The organism is Hydrotalea sp. GW822-HT8A01, from assembly GCF_058798575.1.
In genome coordinates this window covers 2923085-2939735 of the sequence record NZ_CM179506.1, presented here as the reverse complement: position 1 = coordinate 2939735, position 16651 = coordinate 2923085, and the positions used below count along the sequence as shown (strand labels likewise).

Genomic DNA, 16651 nt, shown 5'->3' with positions numbered 1-16651 from the left:
GTGGCTTTGACCTATGCTGCCTTTTAATCGTACCATATTGGAATTGAAATAGTACATTTAATATGTTTTTGTAAACGAAATTTTCCTTTTAATCGTACCATATTGGAATTGAAATCCGTAGTAAACACGCTGCTTACCAGCGAGGAAGAAACTTTTAATCGTACCATATTGGAATTGAAATGATAAGAGGTTTACTAATATAATAGCATTTTTAAATACTTTTAATCGTACCATATTGGAATTGAAATAATATCAAAATTATGGAACAGAACATATTAAGCAGCTTTTAATCGTACCATATTGGAATTGAAATGCACCTTCGACCGTCCGGATATGAATAAACTACTGCTTTTAATCGTACCATATTGGAATTGAAATTTCTCTTCATTATATTGGTATTGCGTTCCGTGAAAACTTTTAATCGTACCATATTGGAATTGAAATTGTCAAAAACAGATACTTCTAATTTCTGCTTTGTTTTCTTTTAATCGTACCATATTGGAATTGAAATGGGGTTAAATACACATCATGCGCAACAATTTTATTCTTTTAATCGTACCATATTGGAATTGAAATTTACCAAATCAAACTCAATACTGTGCTGGCCACTTCTTTTAATCGTACCATATTGGAATTGAAATTTAAAGTGGTAGCGGTGTATGTATTTTGTCCGCCTCTTTTAATCGTACCATATTGGAATTGAAATATGTAGTCAACGAATTTGCTTTCATCGGAATACCATCTTTTAATCGTACCATATTGGAATTGAAATATCCATGATGAAGATTCTGCCGTCTTCGTCAACACTTTTAATCGTACCATATTGGAATTGAAATTTGGTTAAAGTATTGTTAATCAATCACTTATGAAACTTTTAATCGTACCATATTGGAATTGAAATGCTGTGAGAGATAATCTGAAACTTGAGTGTGAGCATCTTTTAATCGTACCATATTGGAATTGAAATTAATTTATTCACTTTTAAAATTGCGGAATAATGAACTTTTAATCGTACCATATTGGAATTGAAATGTCCATAACGAAGATTCTGCCGTCTTCATCGACAACTTTTAATCGTACCATATTGGAATTGAAATTGTCGAAGATTTTTCCGTCTTCGTTAACAACGTCAGGCTTTTAATCGTACCATATTGGAATTGAAATTCGTCGATTGTAATATCTGACTCAATCCCCTGCTCTTTTAATCGTACCATATTGGAATTGAAATAATGTGTAGACTTCCCCGTTGTACCTGATGACATACTTTTAATCGTACCATATTGGAATTGAAATAATTTTTGCAATACTGGTTTAATAACTAAAAAATACTTTTAATCGTACCATATTGGAATTGAAATGCATGGGATGTTATTAGGCATAAAAAAACGCCTACTTTTAATCGTACCATATTGGAATTGAAATACGATTAAAGCAGCTGCACCATTAGTTGCCGGTGTCCTTTTAATCGTACCATATTGGAATTGAAATGTTATTAGGATTAAACATAATATAAAATTTAAGGGCTTTTAATCGTACCATATTGGAATTGAAATGATAAACGTAAGCTATCTTTTACTCGTAAATAATTCTTTTAATCGTACCATATTGGAATTGAAATTTGGTTGACAATAATTTCTATTTACTTCCTAATACAACTTTTAATCGTACCATATTGGAATTGAAATTTGGTTGCACTCCTGCATTGCCAATAAGTTTTAATCTCTTTTAATCGTACCATATTGGAATTGAAATTAAACTATCACTAATTATGAAAGCAGAAACAATTCCTTTTAATCGTACCATATTGGAATTGAAATAAAAATGATTAATATGGTAAATAATGCTAAGCCTCTTTTAATCGTACCATATTGGAATTGAAATTTTTAATTGAATCCTCAATTAATAAATCAACGCAAACTTTTAATCGTACCATATTGGAATTGAAATATGGTTTTGTATGTTGTGGCTGGGGCCGGAACATCTTTTAATCGTACCATATTGGAATTGAAATATTGCTGGAATTAACGATATGCAGGTAGTAGCCGCTTTTAATCGTACCATATTGGAATTGAAATTCTTGGAACAAATGTTTCGTTGAGAATAATACGACTTTTAATCGTACCATATTGGAATTGAAATGGATAAAAAGAAGGATAAGAGACGGCGTATTTACAACTTTTAATCGTACCATATTGGAATTGAAATTACTTTAACAGGTACAAATTTTACAGGTATCCCTACTTTTAATCGTACCATATTGGAATTGAAATGGATAAACGGGAATGGAAAAATAAACAGGCTTCATCTTTTAATCGTACCATATTGGAATTGAAATTTAACTGGTGGGACATTAACGGGAGTACTAAATGGTCTTTTAATCGTACCATATTGGAATTGAAATTCAGTTAACCAAATCACCCGTTTAACATTACAAGCCTTTTAATCGTACCATATTGGAATTGAAATTGATTTTAATTTTTAATTTGTGATTGATTAATTCCGTCTTTTAATCGTACCATATTGGAATTGAAATAATATCACCGTTTGAGTAATACCTAACCCATTCCCCCTTTTAATCGTACCATATTGGAATTGAAATTCTATAACTAAAAATACTTTTGGAGAAGCATCACACTTTTAATCGTACCATATTGGAATTGAAATTTGCCGGCCAGGGCCGGCGTTGGTACGATTAAGATACTTTTAATCGTACCATATTGGAATTGAAATTCCAGCACCCCTTCTTTATAATTACATCTTTCTTCTTTTAATCGTACCATATTGGAATTGAAATACAATTCTGCAGAAGTTGAGTTAACAACTACTGTGCTTTTAATCGTACCATATTGGAATTGAAATTAATTTTAAGTTTTAATTTGTGATTGATTCCGTGCTTTTAATCGTACCATATTGGAATTGAAATTTGACGACCCTTTGAAAGTTTTTATTTCTTTTATTAACTTTTAATCGTACCATATTGGAATTGAAATAACGGTAAAGTAAAATCAATTGAAAATTACTCAACTTTTAATCGTACCATATTGGAATTGAAATATAATTTGGGTAAATCAAGTAATTATAGTTTTAACCCTTTTAATCGTACCATATTGGAATTGAAATATTGATAGTAACTTACTTATTAAAATAAAAAGTAACTTTTAATCGTACCATATTGGAATTGAAATTTTAGTGTTTCCATGATTTTAAGTTTTGTGATTAACTTTTAATCGTACCATATTGGAATTGAAATATTTTTAAAATTTTCTTTTATTCTTATATTGCCATCTTTTAATCGTACCATATTGGAATTGAAATTCGTTAAAACCTTTAGCTATTTCAGAAGGATTTAACTTTTAATCGTACCATATTGGAATTGAAATTTATTATCAACTATTGTAATGTTTTTTGGCAACGCTTTTAATCGTACCATATTGGAATTGAAATTGACATCCAAAGTTTCTCTTCAGCTTTTTAATCTTCTTTTAATCGTACCATATTGGAATTGAAATACTGTTGCTACACTTGTTATAGCCCCACCAAAATTTCTTTTAATCGTACCATATTGGAATTGAAATTCATCTCCATTTTAATTCTATCCATGTCATTACGTACTTTTAATCGTACCATATTGGAATTGAAATCAAATGAAGTTGGAAGCGGTCAACCGAATCAACAACTTTTAATCGTACCATATTGGAATTGAAATTTGGATAAATATCTTGAAGACAGAAAAAGAAAGGCACTTTTAATCGTACCATATTGGAATTGAAATCAATAAACTGGGTTTTGCAACATTTTGGTTACAAAAGCTTTTAATCGTACCATATTGGAATTGAAATCAAAGGCATTTATATGTTGATGAACAGGGTGAATTCTTTTAATCGTACCATATTGGAATTGAAATTTAAATATTAAAAAAACAAATGAAGATATTTTAATTCTTTTAATCGTACCATATTGGAATTGAAATAATTGTCCAGGCGAATTATTAAAATCAAAAATTGACTTTTAATCGTACCATATTGGAATTGAAATAAAAATAAAACTAACTCATCGATAGAAAATGATGCTTTTAATCGTACCATATTGGAATTGAAATGCGTTGTTTTTGTTTGTGATTAAATGATTCCATTGCCCTTTTAATCGTACCATATTGGAATTGAAATTTCGTACATTAATATACTATTTTTGTTGATATACGACTTTTAATCGTACCATATTGGAATTGAAATACATTTAATTAAATAATTCAAGTTTCCTATTTTAAACGATTGCTTTTACTTGAAAAGCTAAAACGAATAGTAATATTTTAAGTAAGAATCCATCTTTAGTGACTGCGTGAATAGAATGGGGTGTCATTTCTACAATTTCACTAATAGTGGTTTCTATACGTTTTCTCATTGCATTTTTAATAAAAGCATGATAAGGTTTATCTGGTTTTTTACTGTTTGATTTTCTGCATATTTTTAACTCTATCAGCTCAGTTTCTTTATATAATTCTTCTAATTCATATGCTGTATAGGCACTGTCTCCAAATAAAGAGCTCTCTGGCGGCAGATCCATAAACATTTTCTGCAAGGCTTCTACATCATGTTCGCTACCAGGTGAAAAACAAATTTCAACCGGTATACCATTTTTGGTTGTAATCAACTGTACCTTTACCCCATAAAAATATTCCCTTTTACTGGCATTGAAGCCTCTCCACTGTTCTCCTGTTAATAATTTGCTCCTGTTAATACGTATGTTATGGCAGACTTTTAATGGAAACGAATCAATGATATATTCCAACTCTGCACACAAATATTTGAACATTCTGCCAATGTGTAAAAACAACCACATCAACAGCGAGGCAACCTTATGCAACCGTTTGTTAAAACCACTCTTGCCAATCATACCAGGTATCATAGCATGTGTGCGCATATAATTAATAGCATGAAACTGGTTTCCTTTAAAATAAAGAGCTGACACTATTGCCGTGCTTATGATCTCGCTATCACTAACTTTTCGTTCCTTGTGTTCATGATGATGGATGCCTTTCAATATATCATCCACTAAACAGTAAATTCCAATAACTTTGTCCTGAAGCATTTGAGTAGAAGTTTTGTTTTCGCAACTCAAAATTATTCCTATTTCAAATGCTTCTATTTTAGGAAACTTGGGTTAATTAATCACAAACTAAAAATCATCTTTTAATCGTACCATATTGGAATTGAAATTCATATGTTACGCCTGCATCGAAAGGGCAAGTTTCCTTTTAATCGTACCATATTGGAATTGAAATCAAAGGCATTTATATGTTGATGAACAGGGTGAATTCTTTTAATCGTACCATATTGGAATTGAAATTTGGCAGATGAATACTACGAAACGCATCAGAAACTACTTTTAATCGTACCATATTGGAATTGAAATATCTTACAATAGACCAGTTCTTTTTTTGTTTGCTGCTTTTAATCGTACCATATTGGAATTGAAATTCCACCATACTCAATTTATGTAGTCCGCATTTTACCTTTTAATCGTACCATATTGGAATTGAAATTTCGTACATTAATATACTATTTTTGTTGATATACGACTTTTAATCGTACCATATTGGAATTGAAATACATTTAATTAATTAATCACAAACTAAAAATCATCTTTTAATCGTACCATATTGGAATTGAAATTCATATGTTACGCCTGCATCGAAAGGGCAAGTTTCCTTTTAATCGTACCATATTGGAATTGAAATAATGCAACAATTTAATTCAATATCAGGGCAATCAACTTTTAATCGTACCATATTGGAATTGAAATCTCCTTTCTGATTTGAGAGAATCTGGAGCTATTGCTTTTAATCGTACCATATTGGAATTGAAATACAAGTATTACAAATAGATATGGTGTTTATCAAGAACTTTTAATCGTACCATATTGGAATTGAAATATTAATTGAAGTGTTACCGGCAGAAGTAGCACAAATCCTTTTAATCGTACCATATTGGAATTGAAATGCAGTTGGTGGTAACAATGGTTTTTTTTCAGGGAACTTTTAATCGTACCATATTGGAATTGAAATACTGTTGTGTCTGCTTGTGTAATGTTAGAACTAATCTTTTAATCGTACCATATTGGAATTGAAATCTATATATATTACTTATATCTATTGAATTGGCAGCTTTTAATCGTACCATATTGGAATTGAAATGAATTCTGTTTATATACGCTTCCTGATAATGCAGCACTTTTAATCGTACCATATTGGAATTGAAATCAGCGCCGTACCTAATTGAGCTATTATATTTAGCTCCTTTTAATCGTACCATATTGGAATTGAAATCTGACATATATTAAGGTTCCTTTCAATAAATATTTACTTTTAATCGTACCATATTGGAATTGAAATATTTAAGAACGTATAATTATCTAATTTCCATATCCCTTTTAATCGTACCATATTGGAATTGAAATTATATTGATTGGCATTATGGCTTTGGCGCATCGCACTTTTAATCGTACCATATTGGAATTGAAATACTTGTACATCGCTTAAACGAAATACAGTTTCATCTTTTAATCGTACCATATTGGAATTGAAATGCCGCAATAGCTCTATCATTCAATTGAAGTATACAAATACTTTGAGAGGACGTTTTAAAAAAGTACGGAAAACAGGAAATGGGTAGTACTGTTTTTTCCATACTACCCATTTGTATAGTGGAGATAAGAAAGTACGAATTGGTATTATTTGAAATCTGCCGATTTTAGCCCTTGATTTACTTTTACATCTTTCACATCTAATTCAATTTTCAGTCTGCCCTGATCAACAATTGTTTTCATAGGCACCTGCAAACCGTTGTATGATTTATAATCATGATAAAAAGTTTGAATAACCATTTTTCCTGCAGGGCTACCATCTTTTTCAGTTACAGATTTTAATTTTAATCCGGTTTTTACATCATAGTAATTGGTAAAAGTTCTGCCCTTGGGCGATTTAATTTCAACAGCATAAGCATCATGGCCTTCAATGGATTCAATATCTTTTACTGTATAAGTATAACCATCTTTTGATAAATAATACGCTTCAGGCAGCATGGAAGCACTTTCTGCCAATTCTTCTTTGTCATCATCTTTCAAAGGCTGTTCCTGTCCTTGCGCAGAAACAGAATAAGTACCTTCTTTAGTCAGCTGCTTTTGCAACAGCATGCCTTGAATGGTTAAAGTTTGTTCAAAATAACCGGGCAACAAATATTTTTGATCGAATACTAAAGTTTGCCCCATTGCACCGGCAGTTCCGCTTATTTCTAAATCTTTAATATCTTTTAAAGCCGCATTACCCATTGCGGCTGCGGCTTTTTCAATAATGCTTTTACCGGAAACACCGGCATCTGCTTTTTTAGCAACAGGAGCAATAACAGGATTTCCTTCTACATTGTAGTATTGAATGGTTCCATACTTATCAAGCCCGGATACTACTTGTTTGGCATTGCCTACAATAACGGTATACATATGTTCGGGCTGAATATATTTTTTCGCCATCTCCATAACGGTACCGGCATTAACAGCAGCAATATTTTTTAAATAGTTTTGATAATAATCAGATGGCAAGTGGTAAATGGCTTCATTTAAAGCAAAATTTGCAACAGTGGCAGGGTTTTCTAAACTTCTGGCAAACGCACCACTGAGTGTATTTTTAGAAAGTTCTACCTCTGTATCACTTACCGGTGTAGTTCTGATTAATTCAAACTCTTTTAAGAACTCGCCTACAGCACTATCGGTTTTTTCATTCCGTACGGATGCTTCAGCATTAAAACTGCCAATTAATTTATCGGGATTAACAGCACTGTAAGCTCCATAAGTAAACCCATGTTTTTCGCGAAGATTCATGAATAAACGGGAAGATGCCCCACCACCCAAAATATTATTCATTACCCTGACAGGGATTACATCTGCATCGCCAGGTTTTAAAGGTTCTGTTTGCACAAAATTAATAACACTTTGCACAGATACCGGTCTGTCAACAATAGCGATGATGGGTTTTACAGGATTAGCAGGCACAGGATATTGTGGCTTTGGAACATCACCACGCTCCCATTTTCCATAATAGGTTTCAGCTAATTCTTTCGCTTCTTCTTTGGTAATATCGCCCACAAAAACCAGATAACTGATATTGGGTTTCCAATAAGTTGCAAAATAGTTTTTGATATCGGCAACAGTTACATTTTTAACAGTACTGTCGGTTTCAATTTCACCATAAGGATGATTAGAGCCATACAACAATTTACTCACTACATTTCCTGCAATAGAATTGGGATCATCCTTACTTTGTGCCAGTCCTGAAAGCTCCTGCTTACGAATTTTTTCTAACTGATCAGCAGGAAATGAAGGATGGAAAGTAATATCGGCCATAATTGCAAACAACTTTTTGAAGTTTGTGGAAAGGGCTGAACCGCTAATACTGGTAGCACTGGCATAAATATTACCTCCTAAAAAATCGATGGCATCATCCAATGCTACTTTATTCATAGTGGCAGTACCACTGCGCAACAATTGTCCAGCCATACTGGTTAATCCCGCTTTATTTCCTTCCAGTACAGGATCTCTATTTACGGTTAAAGAAACCGAAACTCTGGGTAATTTGGTATTACGAACTAAAATTACTTCTAATCCGTTGGGCAAAGTAAATTTTTCAGTTTTGCCTAATTCTACGGCTTTGGCCGGACCCGGCGGTGGTGGTACTGCCCTGTTTATGTTTTCCTGTGCCCAAATTGCTATGGGAGCCAGTAATAATAATGTTAGAATGAAACGTTTCATAAGTTTATTTTTTATAATTGTATTGTACTGAAAATTGCCCAAGCGCTTGAATAGAAGCTGGTGCATAGCTTTTCAGAATTATGATGATCGTTTAACTTTTCAAGAATAGCAATCCATTTTTAAAAACGATGTTTATTTTTTGTATTGATCCTTTGTTCCTTTGGGAACATAATAAAGAATTACACGGTTATCTTTTTTGAAATATTTTTTTGCAACATCCCAAACATCTTCCCGTGTAACTGCATCTAATTTTTTTATTTCTGTATTAATTAAATCAGCATCACCAAAGTAAACCTGGTAATTAGCAAGAGATTCAGCTATACCTTGCATTGTGGAATTTCGGGTAACAAATTGTGTATTTATTTGATTTTTCACTTTTTGAAATTCATGTTCACTTACCAATCCGTTTTTTAGTGTATTAACTACCGAGTCCATATTTTTTTCCAACACCTGTGGTTGCACGCCTGAGTTGGCAATACTGTATATAATAAAGAGACTTGCATCTTCCAGCGCATAGTTAAAAGCGCCGGTAGCCACTGCTAATTGTTTTTGGTCAACCATTACTTTATTGAGTTGTGCAGAATTACCGCCCGATAAAATGGTACTTAAAACATTAAATGCATAGTATTCATTCGTTCCCTGTTTGGGTGCCCGGTAAGCTTCTATTACAGCGGGCAATTGAATATTATCTTCAATCACATCCCTCACTTCGCCACCCAAAGGGGGTTCCGTTACGTTGGGGCGTGGTATGGGCAAAGTTCCTTTGGGTATGGGGCCAAAATAAGCTGCAATTAGTTTTTTTGTTTCCGGAATATCAATATCTCCGGCTATAGAAAGTACGGCATTATTGGGTACATAAAATGTTTTATAAAACTGTATAAACTCATCTAATTTGGCAGAATTTAAATCTTCCATACTACCAATGGGTTGGTATTTATAGGGATGTACTTTAAAAGCACGTTTAAATATTTCGCCAATAATGCTGCCATAAGGCTGGTTATCTATTCTGGTGCGCTTTTCTTCCTTAACTACTTCACGTTGGGTATTTACGCCCACCTGCTCAATTTTAGCGTGCATCATTCTTTCACTTTCCAACCATAAACCCAATTGTAGTTGATTAGCCGGCAATACTTCATAATAATAAGTTCTGTCCTGTGTAGTATTGGCATTGTTGGTTCCACCTGCATTGCTAACGTATTTCATAAATTCGCCCCGCTTAATATTGTTGCTACCCTCAAACATCAGGTGCTCAAAAAAATGTGCAAAACCTGTACGGCCGGGTAGTTCGTTTTTAGAACCTACATGATACAACACACCTACTGCTACCACCGGCGCTGTTTTATCGCGGTGTAAAATAACGGTTAATCCGTTAGGTAGTGTGTACTCATCAAATTCAATTTTTCGGGCTTGTGCCTGCACTAGTTGACTTAGCAAGCAAAAGGTTGCCGCAACAAAAAAAACTTTTTTCATTTGCAAGGAATTTATTTTTAAAAATGTAAACATTTTAGCATACTGCAGATGAATAATTGAAAAAAAATATCTGGAGCAGCACGGGTTACATTGAATGAATTACAACAATACGTGTAATTGCATTAATAGAAATTTTTAGCAATTTATAGAAAAAAATATATCCAAAAAAAATATTTTATTGTTTTATCCATTCCAATAAAAACTGATTGGATATTGTATCAGGATGCGTCCATTGAATGCTGGAATCTTTTTTAAACCAGGTAATTTGCCGCTTGGCATAATGCCTTGTGTTTAACTGAATTAACTCAATAGCCCTGTTTAATGAAACAAAGCCATTTAAATAATCAAATACTTCTTTATAACCTACTGTTTGCAATGCATTGAGTTGTTGTAATGGTTGCAGAGATTTTACTTCTTCTACTAATCCTGCTTCTATCATTGTACAAACCCGTTCATTAATTTTTTGGTATAATTCCTGGCGTGGTAATTCTAAACCTATTTTTAGTATTCTGAAGGGGCGTGGCACATTTTTTTTGGAACGAAAATGTATAACCGATTTCCCGGTTGCTTCCATCACCTCTAAAGCCCGCATTAAGCGTTGCGGATTTTGTTGTTCGGCCTGTTCCCAAAAAACGGGGTCTGATTTTTTAATCTGTTCCTGCAGCCATACCAATCCTTTTTGATGATAATTTTGAATAATGCTGTTTCTTAAATCAGGTGGTACCGGCGGAATGTTATCTAACCCATTGCAAAATGCATCTACATATAAACCACTGCCACCAACCATTACTGCAACAGAATGTTTGGAAAAAATGTTTGCTGCTGCCTGCAAGGCATATTGTTCAAAAACAGCTGCATTTACATCATCATATACAGAATGAGAATTAATAAAATAATGTGGTACCAACTCCAGTTCTGCAAGCGTAGGCTTGGCAACGCCAATATTGAGTTCCCGATAACATTGTCGTGAATCGGCAGAAATAATTTCGGTATTCAACAATTGTGCAATACGCAAAGCCAGTGCCGTTTTACCTACAGCAGTAGGCCCTATCACTAAAATCATCAAAGGATTCAATGAATACACAAGTAATATTTTTTATGAATGCCGATTAAGAATAACTCAGGCTATTTTTTAAAAATCATCCAGCCCCTGACCTTCAGCATCTTCTGCATTTTCCTCTTCCTCGTCTGTGTTTTCCGCTGCGTCGCTTTCTTCACCAAAACCATCACCGGCTTCAGTTAAATCGTATTTCTCTTCTATATCAGCAAATTTTTCACCCAATAATGATTTGGTGCCATATTGTTGAGGCCCTATTCCTTCAATACGGGTAATTACAGGATAATTTAATTTGGTATTTTCATCCTTACTTACCTGAATCAATGCTACCAGAAAAACCCAATTTTTATCAAAATCATACACATAAATGAATTTCTGATTGGGATCTTTAATTTCACTACCAATGGTGGTTTCGGCCATTAATAAAGGGGCAACCACATAAGGTTTTTCATATACCGCCAGCGAAATTTCACGGCCCCGTTGCCAGGCATCATTACTTCTGTAAAAAGTAGCCTGATGCCTATTATCGAATTCATAAGCTTTCAATATAGTTAAATGCAAATCGAGAAAATGCTGGGTATGTTTGATGGCGATATCTCTGTAAACTGCATCATCTTCTTCTAAATAAACCCTGAATTTTAAAATGGCCATGGTGTATAATTTTATGTATATATCCAGACAAACAGCTATTCAATAAAAATAACTGCTTTTGTTTATATTTTGCTGCCTTTCAATATTTAGCTTTTGTTAATGCTTCAAAGAAACGAAAAACATTTTAAATGGGCTGCAGGTTTAATGAAGCTGCTTTTTGCAGCATAAATGCATAGGCAGCCTGGTAGGTATTGGGAATAACCCCGTCAAGAATCGCTTCCCGAATGGCATCTTTAATCATCCCTACTTTTCTGCCGGGTGGCAAGCCGAAAATGCGCATAATATCTTCGCCTGAAAGTGGCGGTTGCCAGTTGCGTAAATGATCTTTTTCCTCAACCTCTTTCATCCGTTCTTTTACCATTTCAAAATTTTGCAGATACCGCTGCACTTTTTGTTTGTTTTTGCTGGTAATATCTGCATTGCATAATAACATAAGTGCGTCAATATCATTTCCTGCATCAAACAACAATCTGCGAATGGCGCTATCGGTTATATTTTCTTTGGTAAGCGAAATAGGTCTTAAATGCAGCTCAACTAATTTTTTTACCTGGCGCATTTTTTCATTAAGGGGTAGTTTAAACTGCGCAAATATTTTTGATACCATACGGGCGCCCACCACTTCATGACCATGAAATGTAAAGCCATGGCCCGGCTCAAAACGTTTTGTTGCAGGTTTTCCAATATCATGCAATAAAGCCGCCCATCGTAACCATAAATCATCCGTAACTTCAGCAATATTATCTATTACCTGAAGGGTATGGTAAAAATTATCTTTATGTCCCATCCCATCAATATTTTCAACACCATGCAAGGCCATCATTTGTGGAAAAATAATAGAAAGAAGTCCTGATTTACTTAACATTTCTAACCCAATGCCGGGTTTAGTTGCCAGTAAAATTTTATTAAACTCATCTGTAATTCTTTCCTGTGAAACAATTTTAATACGATGTGCATCTTGTTGTATGGCATCAAAAGTTTTTGGTGCAATAGAGAAATTTAATTGGGTAGCAAAACGAATAGCCCGCATCATGCGTAAAGGATCATCACTAAAGGTTTGTAGGGGATCTAATGGGGTTTGAATGATTTTTGCTTTCAGATCGTGTATGCCAGTAAACGGATCAAACAGCATACCATAATCATCCGCATTTAAACTGATACCCATGGCATTAATGGTAAAATCGCGCCGTAACTGATCTTCCGCCAGTGTTCCTGCCATTACTATTGGTTTTCTGCTTTGCTCGGTATAACTTTCTTTTCTTGCACCCACAAATTCTACTTCAAAAAAACTGCCATCGGGCAATGGTAATTTAATTTGAGCAGTTCCAAAATTTTTAAAGTAAGCAACGTTGGGTTTGGGCTGAAACAATTCTGCAACGGCATGTGCCAGTTTTATACCATCCCCTAAACATACAATATCTGCATCTTTAGTAGGCCTGCCCAGAATTTTATCCCGAACAAATCCACCAATTAAAAATGCAGGCATTTGCATTTGCTGCGCTGCTTTGGCAATGGTTGCAATAATTTTTTCTTCTGTATTTGATAAAGTAATCTGCATTGCGGCAAAGGTACAAATTGAAAAAGGCATTTAACAACCGAATTTTTTATTGCATATATCCTGTATTTAACGATATGCTGTCAAATAACGTAACCCGATTGCTGCATTTTAATGTGCAAGGGTTGCAGTAATTGATGGGCTTGTATATGCAAGGCACAATGAAAATGCCCTTGTGGACAACCAGCCCTGCCATGTATACCACAGGGCCTGCAACTTAATAGCTCCTGTACCTCTACAATATATTGTTCATAGCTAAGCGGCCCATATCCAAAAGCAGGAATGGTGGAACAGTACACAACAGTAACCGGTGCATTGACTGCGGAAGCAAAATGCATAGGGGCCGAATCGTTCACATAGTTCATGAATGCAGTCTCCATTAAAGCGGCCGACTGTAAAAAACTTAATTTACCTGCTAAATTTTCCACTTGTTTACCGGAACAGGCAGCGGCTATATTTGCACACAAAGCATCATCTGAAGCTGCACCCAACAAATAAATTGTTAATGAATCTGGTATTTGATGAATCAATTCTATCCATTTTTCAACCGGGTATTGCTTGGTAAACCATACAGAAGCCGGAGCAATACAGATATATTTTTTATTCTGCAAATATTGTACTGAAGCTGCGATGGATGCATTATAATACAATTTAGGCAAAGCTGCCTTTCCATTTGTAAAATGTGCAATCAGTTGTTGATTGCGTTCAATTTCATGCAACGGTGTACCATTTTCGCCGAAATGATGCGTAATAGATTTTGTGAAAAAACAACTGAATGGATTGGTTCGAAAACCAATTGTTTCAGCAGCACCTGAAAAAGCAGTTAATAAACCGGTTGCAGCATAACGCTGCACATTGATTACCCTGGTATACTTTTCTTTTCGAATTTGAAATAATAATTGAATAAGATGCCGATATTTCTGCTTTTTCTTATCCCAGATTAGTACATTTTTTATATAAGGATGTGCTTCAAACAGCAACTCATTCCCTTTACGAACCAAAACATGTAGTAAAGTTTCAGGGTATTGAGCATGTATTTTTTCCAACAATCCGGTTGCCAGAACAACATCACCAATAAATGCGGTTTGTATGAGCAGCACTTTTTCCATATCTGCAAAATAAATGCATAATAGGCAGCATTATTCAAATTCCAGTTCATTGCTGAAAAATTCCCAATCGAACAACAGATATTTTTCTTTAAAAAGACAAAGAGGTTTAGGAACCAGTGTAGCTTCGGTATCGTTTTGTATTTCGGTTAAATCAGAAGCAATGGTATGCTTATCCAGCCCCATTTGAAGAATTAATTCAATGAAAGGCTGCACTTTTTCGGAAGGAACATCTACAATAACTCTTGCCATACCATTTTAATTGCTTCTTCTAAACTAAATAATTTTTGTTATAAAATGAAGCTTTTAACAGAGAATTTATGAAAATAAAATTTTATGACGATAAGAAGCTGACAATCAGAACTTGCGCAAAAAAATATTAAATTTTTTACCAATTATTTTTTAAGTAAACCCAAGCTATTTCAGTACGATTTACTTTGAAACACTGTCAAAATATTTTTGACACATGATCCAAAACAGAAATTACGGGCGTAAAACATGGATGGAGCCATCCTGTCGCCATTCTATAATGGTAGAAGGCACTGAGGGCTGTTTATCATCTTGCCGGTATTGAACCACATAATCTACCGAAGAGCGAATTGTTTCTGAAATAGATGCAAAATTAGCCGGAGATGGTTCTCCACTCAGATTAGCCGAAGTGCTAACGATGGGCTTTTTAAATCTTTTAATGAGTTGTTTACAAAATGGGTCTTGGCAAATACGAATAGCAATGGAGCCATTTTCGGCAATTACATTATTTGCAAATCCAATGGCTGCAGGATAAATAACGGTAGTGGGCTTTTGTTGCTTTGCTAAAAAATCAAATACACACAAGTCTATGGCAGCCACATGCTGTAATACTTGCTTTTCATCTGCTACCAATACAACTAAACTTTTTTGAGGCGGACGATTTTTGATTTGAAAAACTTTATCAACCGCTGCCGCATTCGTAGCATCGCAGCCAATACCCCAAATGGTATCAGTAGGATACAGCAAGGTACCACCTGCCTCCAAAACCTTTAATGCATGAATAATATCTGGTTCAAACAATTTCATTTTTCAAAACTAACAGAATTGCATTTAATTTATTTAAATGAATGTAATATCCTTTTTTTTATAACCATCAGCCAACTTTCTGTAACCGTTTATAATTATGTTTGCAAAAATTTTTTTTAATGGAATTACAAACACGCATCATCGCCGCCTGGAATGACAGAAATTTATTACAGGACAAACAATACAGTGACGCCGTTCGCGAAGTGATAGAAGCCATTGATAAAGGCCAACTAAGAACTGCTGCCCCCACAGCGCAAGGGTGGCAGGTAAATGAATGGGTAAAACAAGCCATTCTATTGTATTTTGCCATACAACCCATGGAAACCTACCAACTGCCCCCATTTGAATTTTACGACAAAATGTTGCTAAAGAAAAATTATGCAACATTAGGCGTACGTGCAGTACCCCATGCAGTAGCACGTTATGGTGCCTATTTAGCCAAAAATGTGGTATTAATGCCAAGTTATGTGAATATTGGTGCTTATGTAGATGAAGGCACCATGGTAGATACCTGGGCCACAGTTGGCAGTTGTGCACAAATTGGCAAACACGTTCACCTGAGTGGCGGTGTGGGTATTGGTGGTGTACTGGAACCGTTACAGGCCAGTCCTGTTATTATTGAAGATGGTTGCTTTCTGGGCAGCCGCAGTATTGTTGTAGAAGGCGTTCGTGTTGAAAAAGAAGCAGTTTTAGGAGCCAATGTGGTATTAACACAATCCACAAAAATAATTGATGTGAGTGGCAGCACGCCAAAAGAATACAGAGGCTATGTACCGGCAAGAAGTGTAGTAATTCCGGGTACCTATCCTAAACAATTTCCTGCCGGTGAATACCAGGTTAGCTGTGCTTTAATTATTGGGCAAAGAAAACCAAGTACTGATTTAAAAACCAGTTTGAATGATGCACTGCGCGATTTTAATGTATCAGTATAATTGAAATTTAAAATACTGCCTTAGGCAG

Annotated in this window: 10 protein-coding genes and 2 CRISPR repeat arrays (1 of these 12 only partly in view); of the genes, 1 reads left to right on the top strand and 9 read right to left on the bottom strand. The window is 34.6% G+C overall.

Annotation, left to right across the window (positions count from 1 at the left end; translation table 11 throughout):
* Window positions 1-4232: direct repeats of the CRISPR family, unit length 30 nt; unit sequence CTTTTAATCGTACCATATTGGAATTGAAAT; it reaches 2137 nt to the left of the window's first position.
* A 31-nt stretch (window positions 4233-4263) separates the two neighbouring features.
* The 9 genes from AC3QLY_RS13030 to AC3QLY_RS12990 form a co-directional block, all read right to left on the bottom strand.
* A complete protein-coding gene (locus AC3QLY_RS13030) occupies window positions 4264-5088 on the bottom strand; it encodes an IS982 family transposase (RefSeq protein ID WP_075051507.1) in 825 nt (274 codons plus the stop codon).
* 97 nt (window positions 5089-5185) lie between these two features.
* A CRISPR array of direct repeats spans window positions 5186-6585; the repeat unit is 30 nt; unit sequence CTTTTAATCGTACCATATTGGAATTGAAAT.
* A 144-nt stretch (window positions 6586-6729) separates the two neighbouring features.
* On the bottom strand, window positions 6730-8799 hold the full coding sequence (locus tag AC3QLY_RS13025) for an insulinase family protein (protein ID WP_492989851.1): 2070 nt from the start codon (window positions 8797-8799) through the stop codon (window positions 6730-6732).
* Window positions 8800-8931: 132 nt separating this feature from the next.
* Complete coding sequence (locus tag AC3QLY_RS13020; RefSeq protein ID WP_218331343.1) at window positions 8932-10269, bottom strand: M16 family metallopeptidase; 1338 nt, start codon at window positions 10267-10269, stop codon at window positions 8932-8934.
* 175 nt (window positions 10270-10444) lie between these two features.
* On the bottom strand, window positions 10445-11353 hold the full coding sequence (gene miaA, locus AC3QLY_RS13015; RefSeq protein WP_288096408.1) for a tRNA (adenosine(37)-N6)-dimethylallyltransferase MiaA: 909 nt from the start codon (window positions 11351-11353) through the stop codon (window positions 10445-10447).
* A gap of 48 nt (window positions 11354-11401) precedes the next feature.
* On the bottom strand, window positions 11402-11977 hold the full coding sequence (locus tag AC3QLY_RS13010; RefSeq protein WP_218331344.1) for a plasmid pRiA4b ORF-3 family protein: 576 nt from the start codon (window positions 11975-11977) through the stop codon (window positions 11402-11404).
* A gap of 124 nt (window positions 11978-12101) precedes the next feature.
* Window positions 12102-13532, bottom strand: coding sequence for a CCA tRNA nucleotidyltransferase (locus AC3QLY_RS13005; RefSeq protein ID WP_492989850.1), 1431 nt, complete (start codon window positions 13530-13532; stop codon window positions 12102-12104).
* An 80-nt stretch (window positions 13533-13612) separates the two neighbouring features.
* Window positions 13613-14638: a glycosyltransferase family 9 protein gene (locus AC3QLY_RS13000; RefSeq protein ID WP_492989849.1), complete on the bottom strand. Its 1026-nt coding sequence runs from the start codon at window positions 14636-14638 to the stop codon at window positions 13613-13615.
* 30 nt (window positions 14639-14668) lie between these two features.
* Window positions 14669-14887 (bottom strand): hypothetical protein, encoded by a 219-nt coding sequence (locus AC3QLY_RS12995; protein ID WP_074419193.1) that lies wholly within the window; start codon window positions 14885-14887, stop codon window positions 14669-14671.
* A gap of 231 nt (window positions 14888-15118) precedes the next feature.
* Window positions 15119-15691, bottom strand: coding sequence for an L-threonylcarbamoyladenylate synthase (locus AC3QLY_RS12990; RefSeq protein WP_074419192.1), 573 nt, complete (start codon window positions 15689-15691; stop codon window positions 15119-15121).
* Window positions 15692-15810: 119 nt separating this feature from the next.
* On the opposite strand from AC3QLY_RS12990, the gene AC3QLY_RS12985 reads away from it, so the two are divergent.
* Entirely contained in the window at window positions 15811-16623 is an 813-nt protein-coding gene (locus AC3QLY_RS12985; protein ID WP_492989848.1) for a 2,3,4,5-tetrahydropyridine-2,6-dicarboxylate N-succinyltransferase, read from the top strand.
* The last annotated feature ends 28 nt before the right edge of the window (window positions 16624-16651 follow it).

Excerpts from the sequence above, each read along its gene's own strand:
- AC3QLY_RS13030 (WP_075051507.1), bottom strand. The coding sequence starts at position 5,088 with ATGCTTCAGGACAAAGTTATTGGAATTTACTGTTTAGTGGATGATATA.
- AC3QLY_RS13000 (WP_492989849.1), bottom strand. The coding sequence starts at position 14,638 with ATGGAAAAAGTGCTGCTCATACAAACCGCATTTATTGGTGATGTTGTT.
- AC3QLY_RS13010 (WP_218331344.1), bottom strand. The coding sequence starts at position 11,977 with ATGGCCATTTTAAAATTCAGGGTTTATTTAGAAGAAGATGATGCAGTT.
- AC3QLY_RS13005 (WP_492989850.1), bottom strand. The coding sequence starts at position 13,532 with ATGCAGATTACTTTATCAAATACAGAAGAAAAAATTATTGCAACCATT.
- AC3QLY_RS13025 (WP_492989851.1), bottom strand. The coding sequence starts at position 8,799 with ATGAAACGTTTCATTCTAACATTATTATTACTGGCTCCCATAGCAATT.
- AC3QLY_RS12985 (WP_492989848.1), top strand. The coding sequence starts at position 15,811 with ATGGAATTACAAACACGCATCATCGCCGCCTGGAATGACAGAAATTTA.
- AC3QLY_RS12995 (WP_074419193.1), bottom strand. The coding sequence starts at position 14,887 with ATGGCAAGAGTTATTGTAGATGTTCCTTCCGAAAAAGTGCAGCCTTTC.
- AC3QLY_RS12990 (WP_074419192.1), bottom strand. The coding sequence starts at position 15,691 with ATGAAATTGTTTGAACCAGATATTATTCATGCATTAAAGGTTTTGGAG.
- AC3QLY_RS13020 (WP_218331343.1), bottom strand. The coding sequence starts at position 10,269 with ATGAAAAAAGTTTTTTTTGTTGCGGCAACCTTTTGCTTGCTAAGTCAA.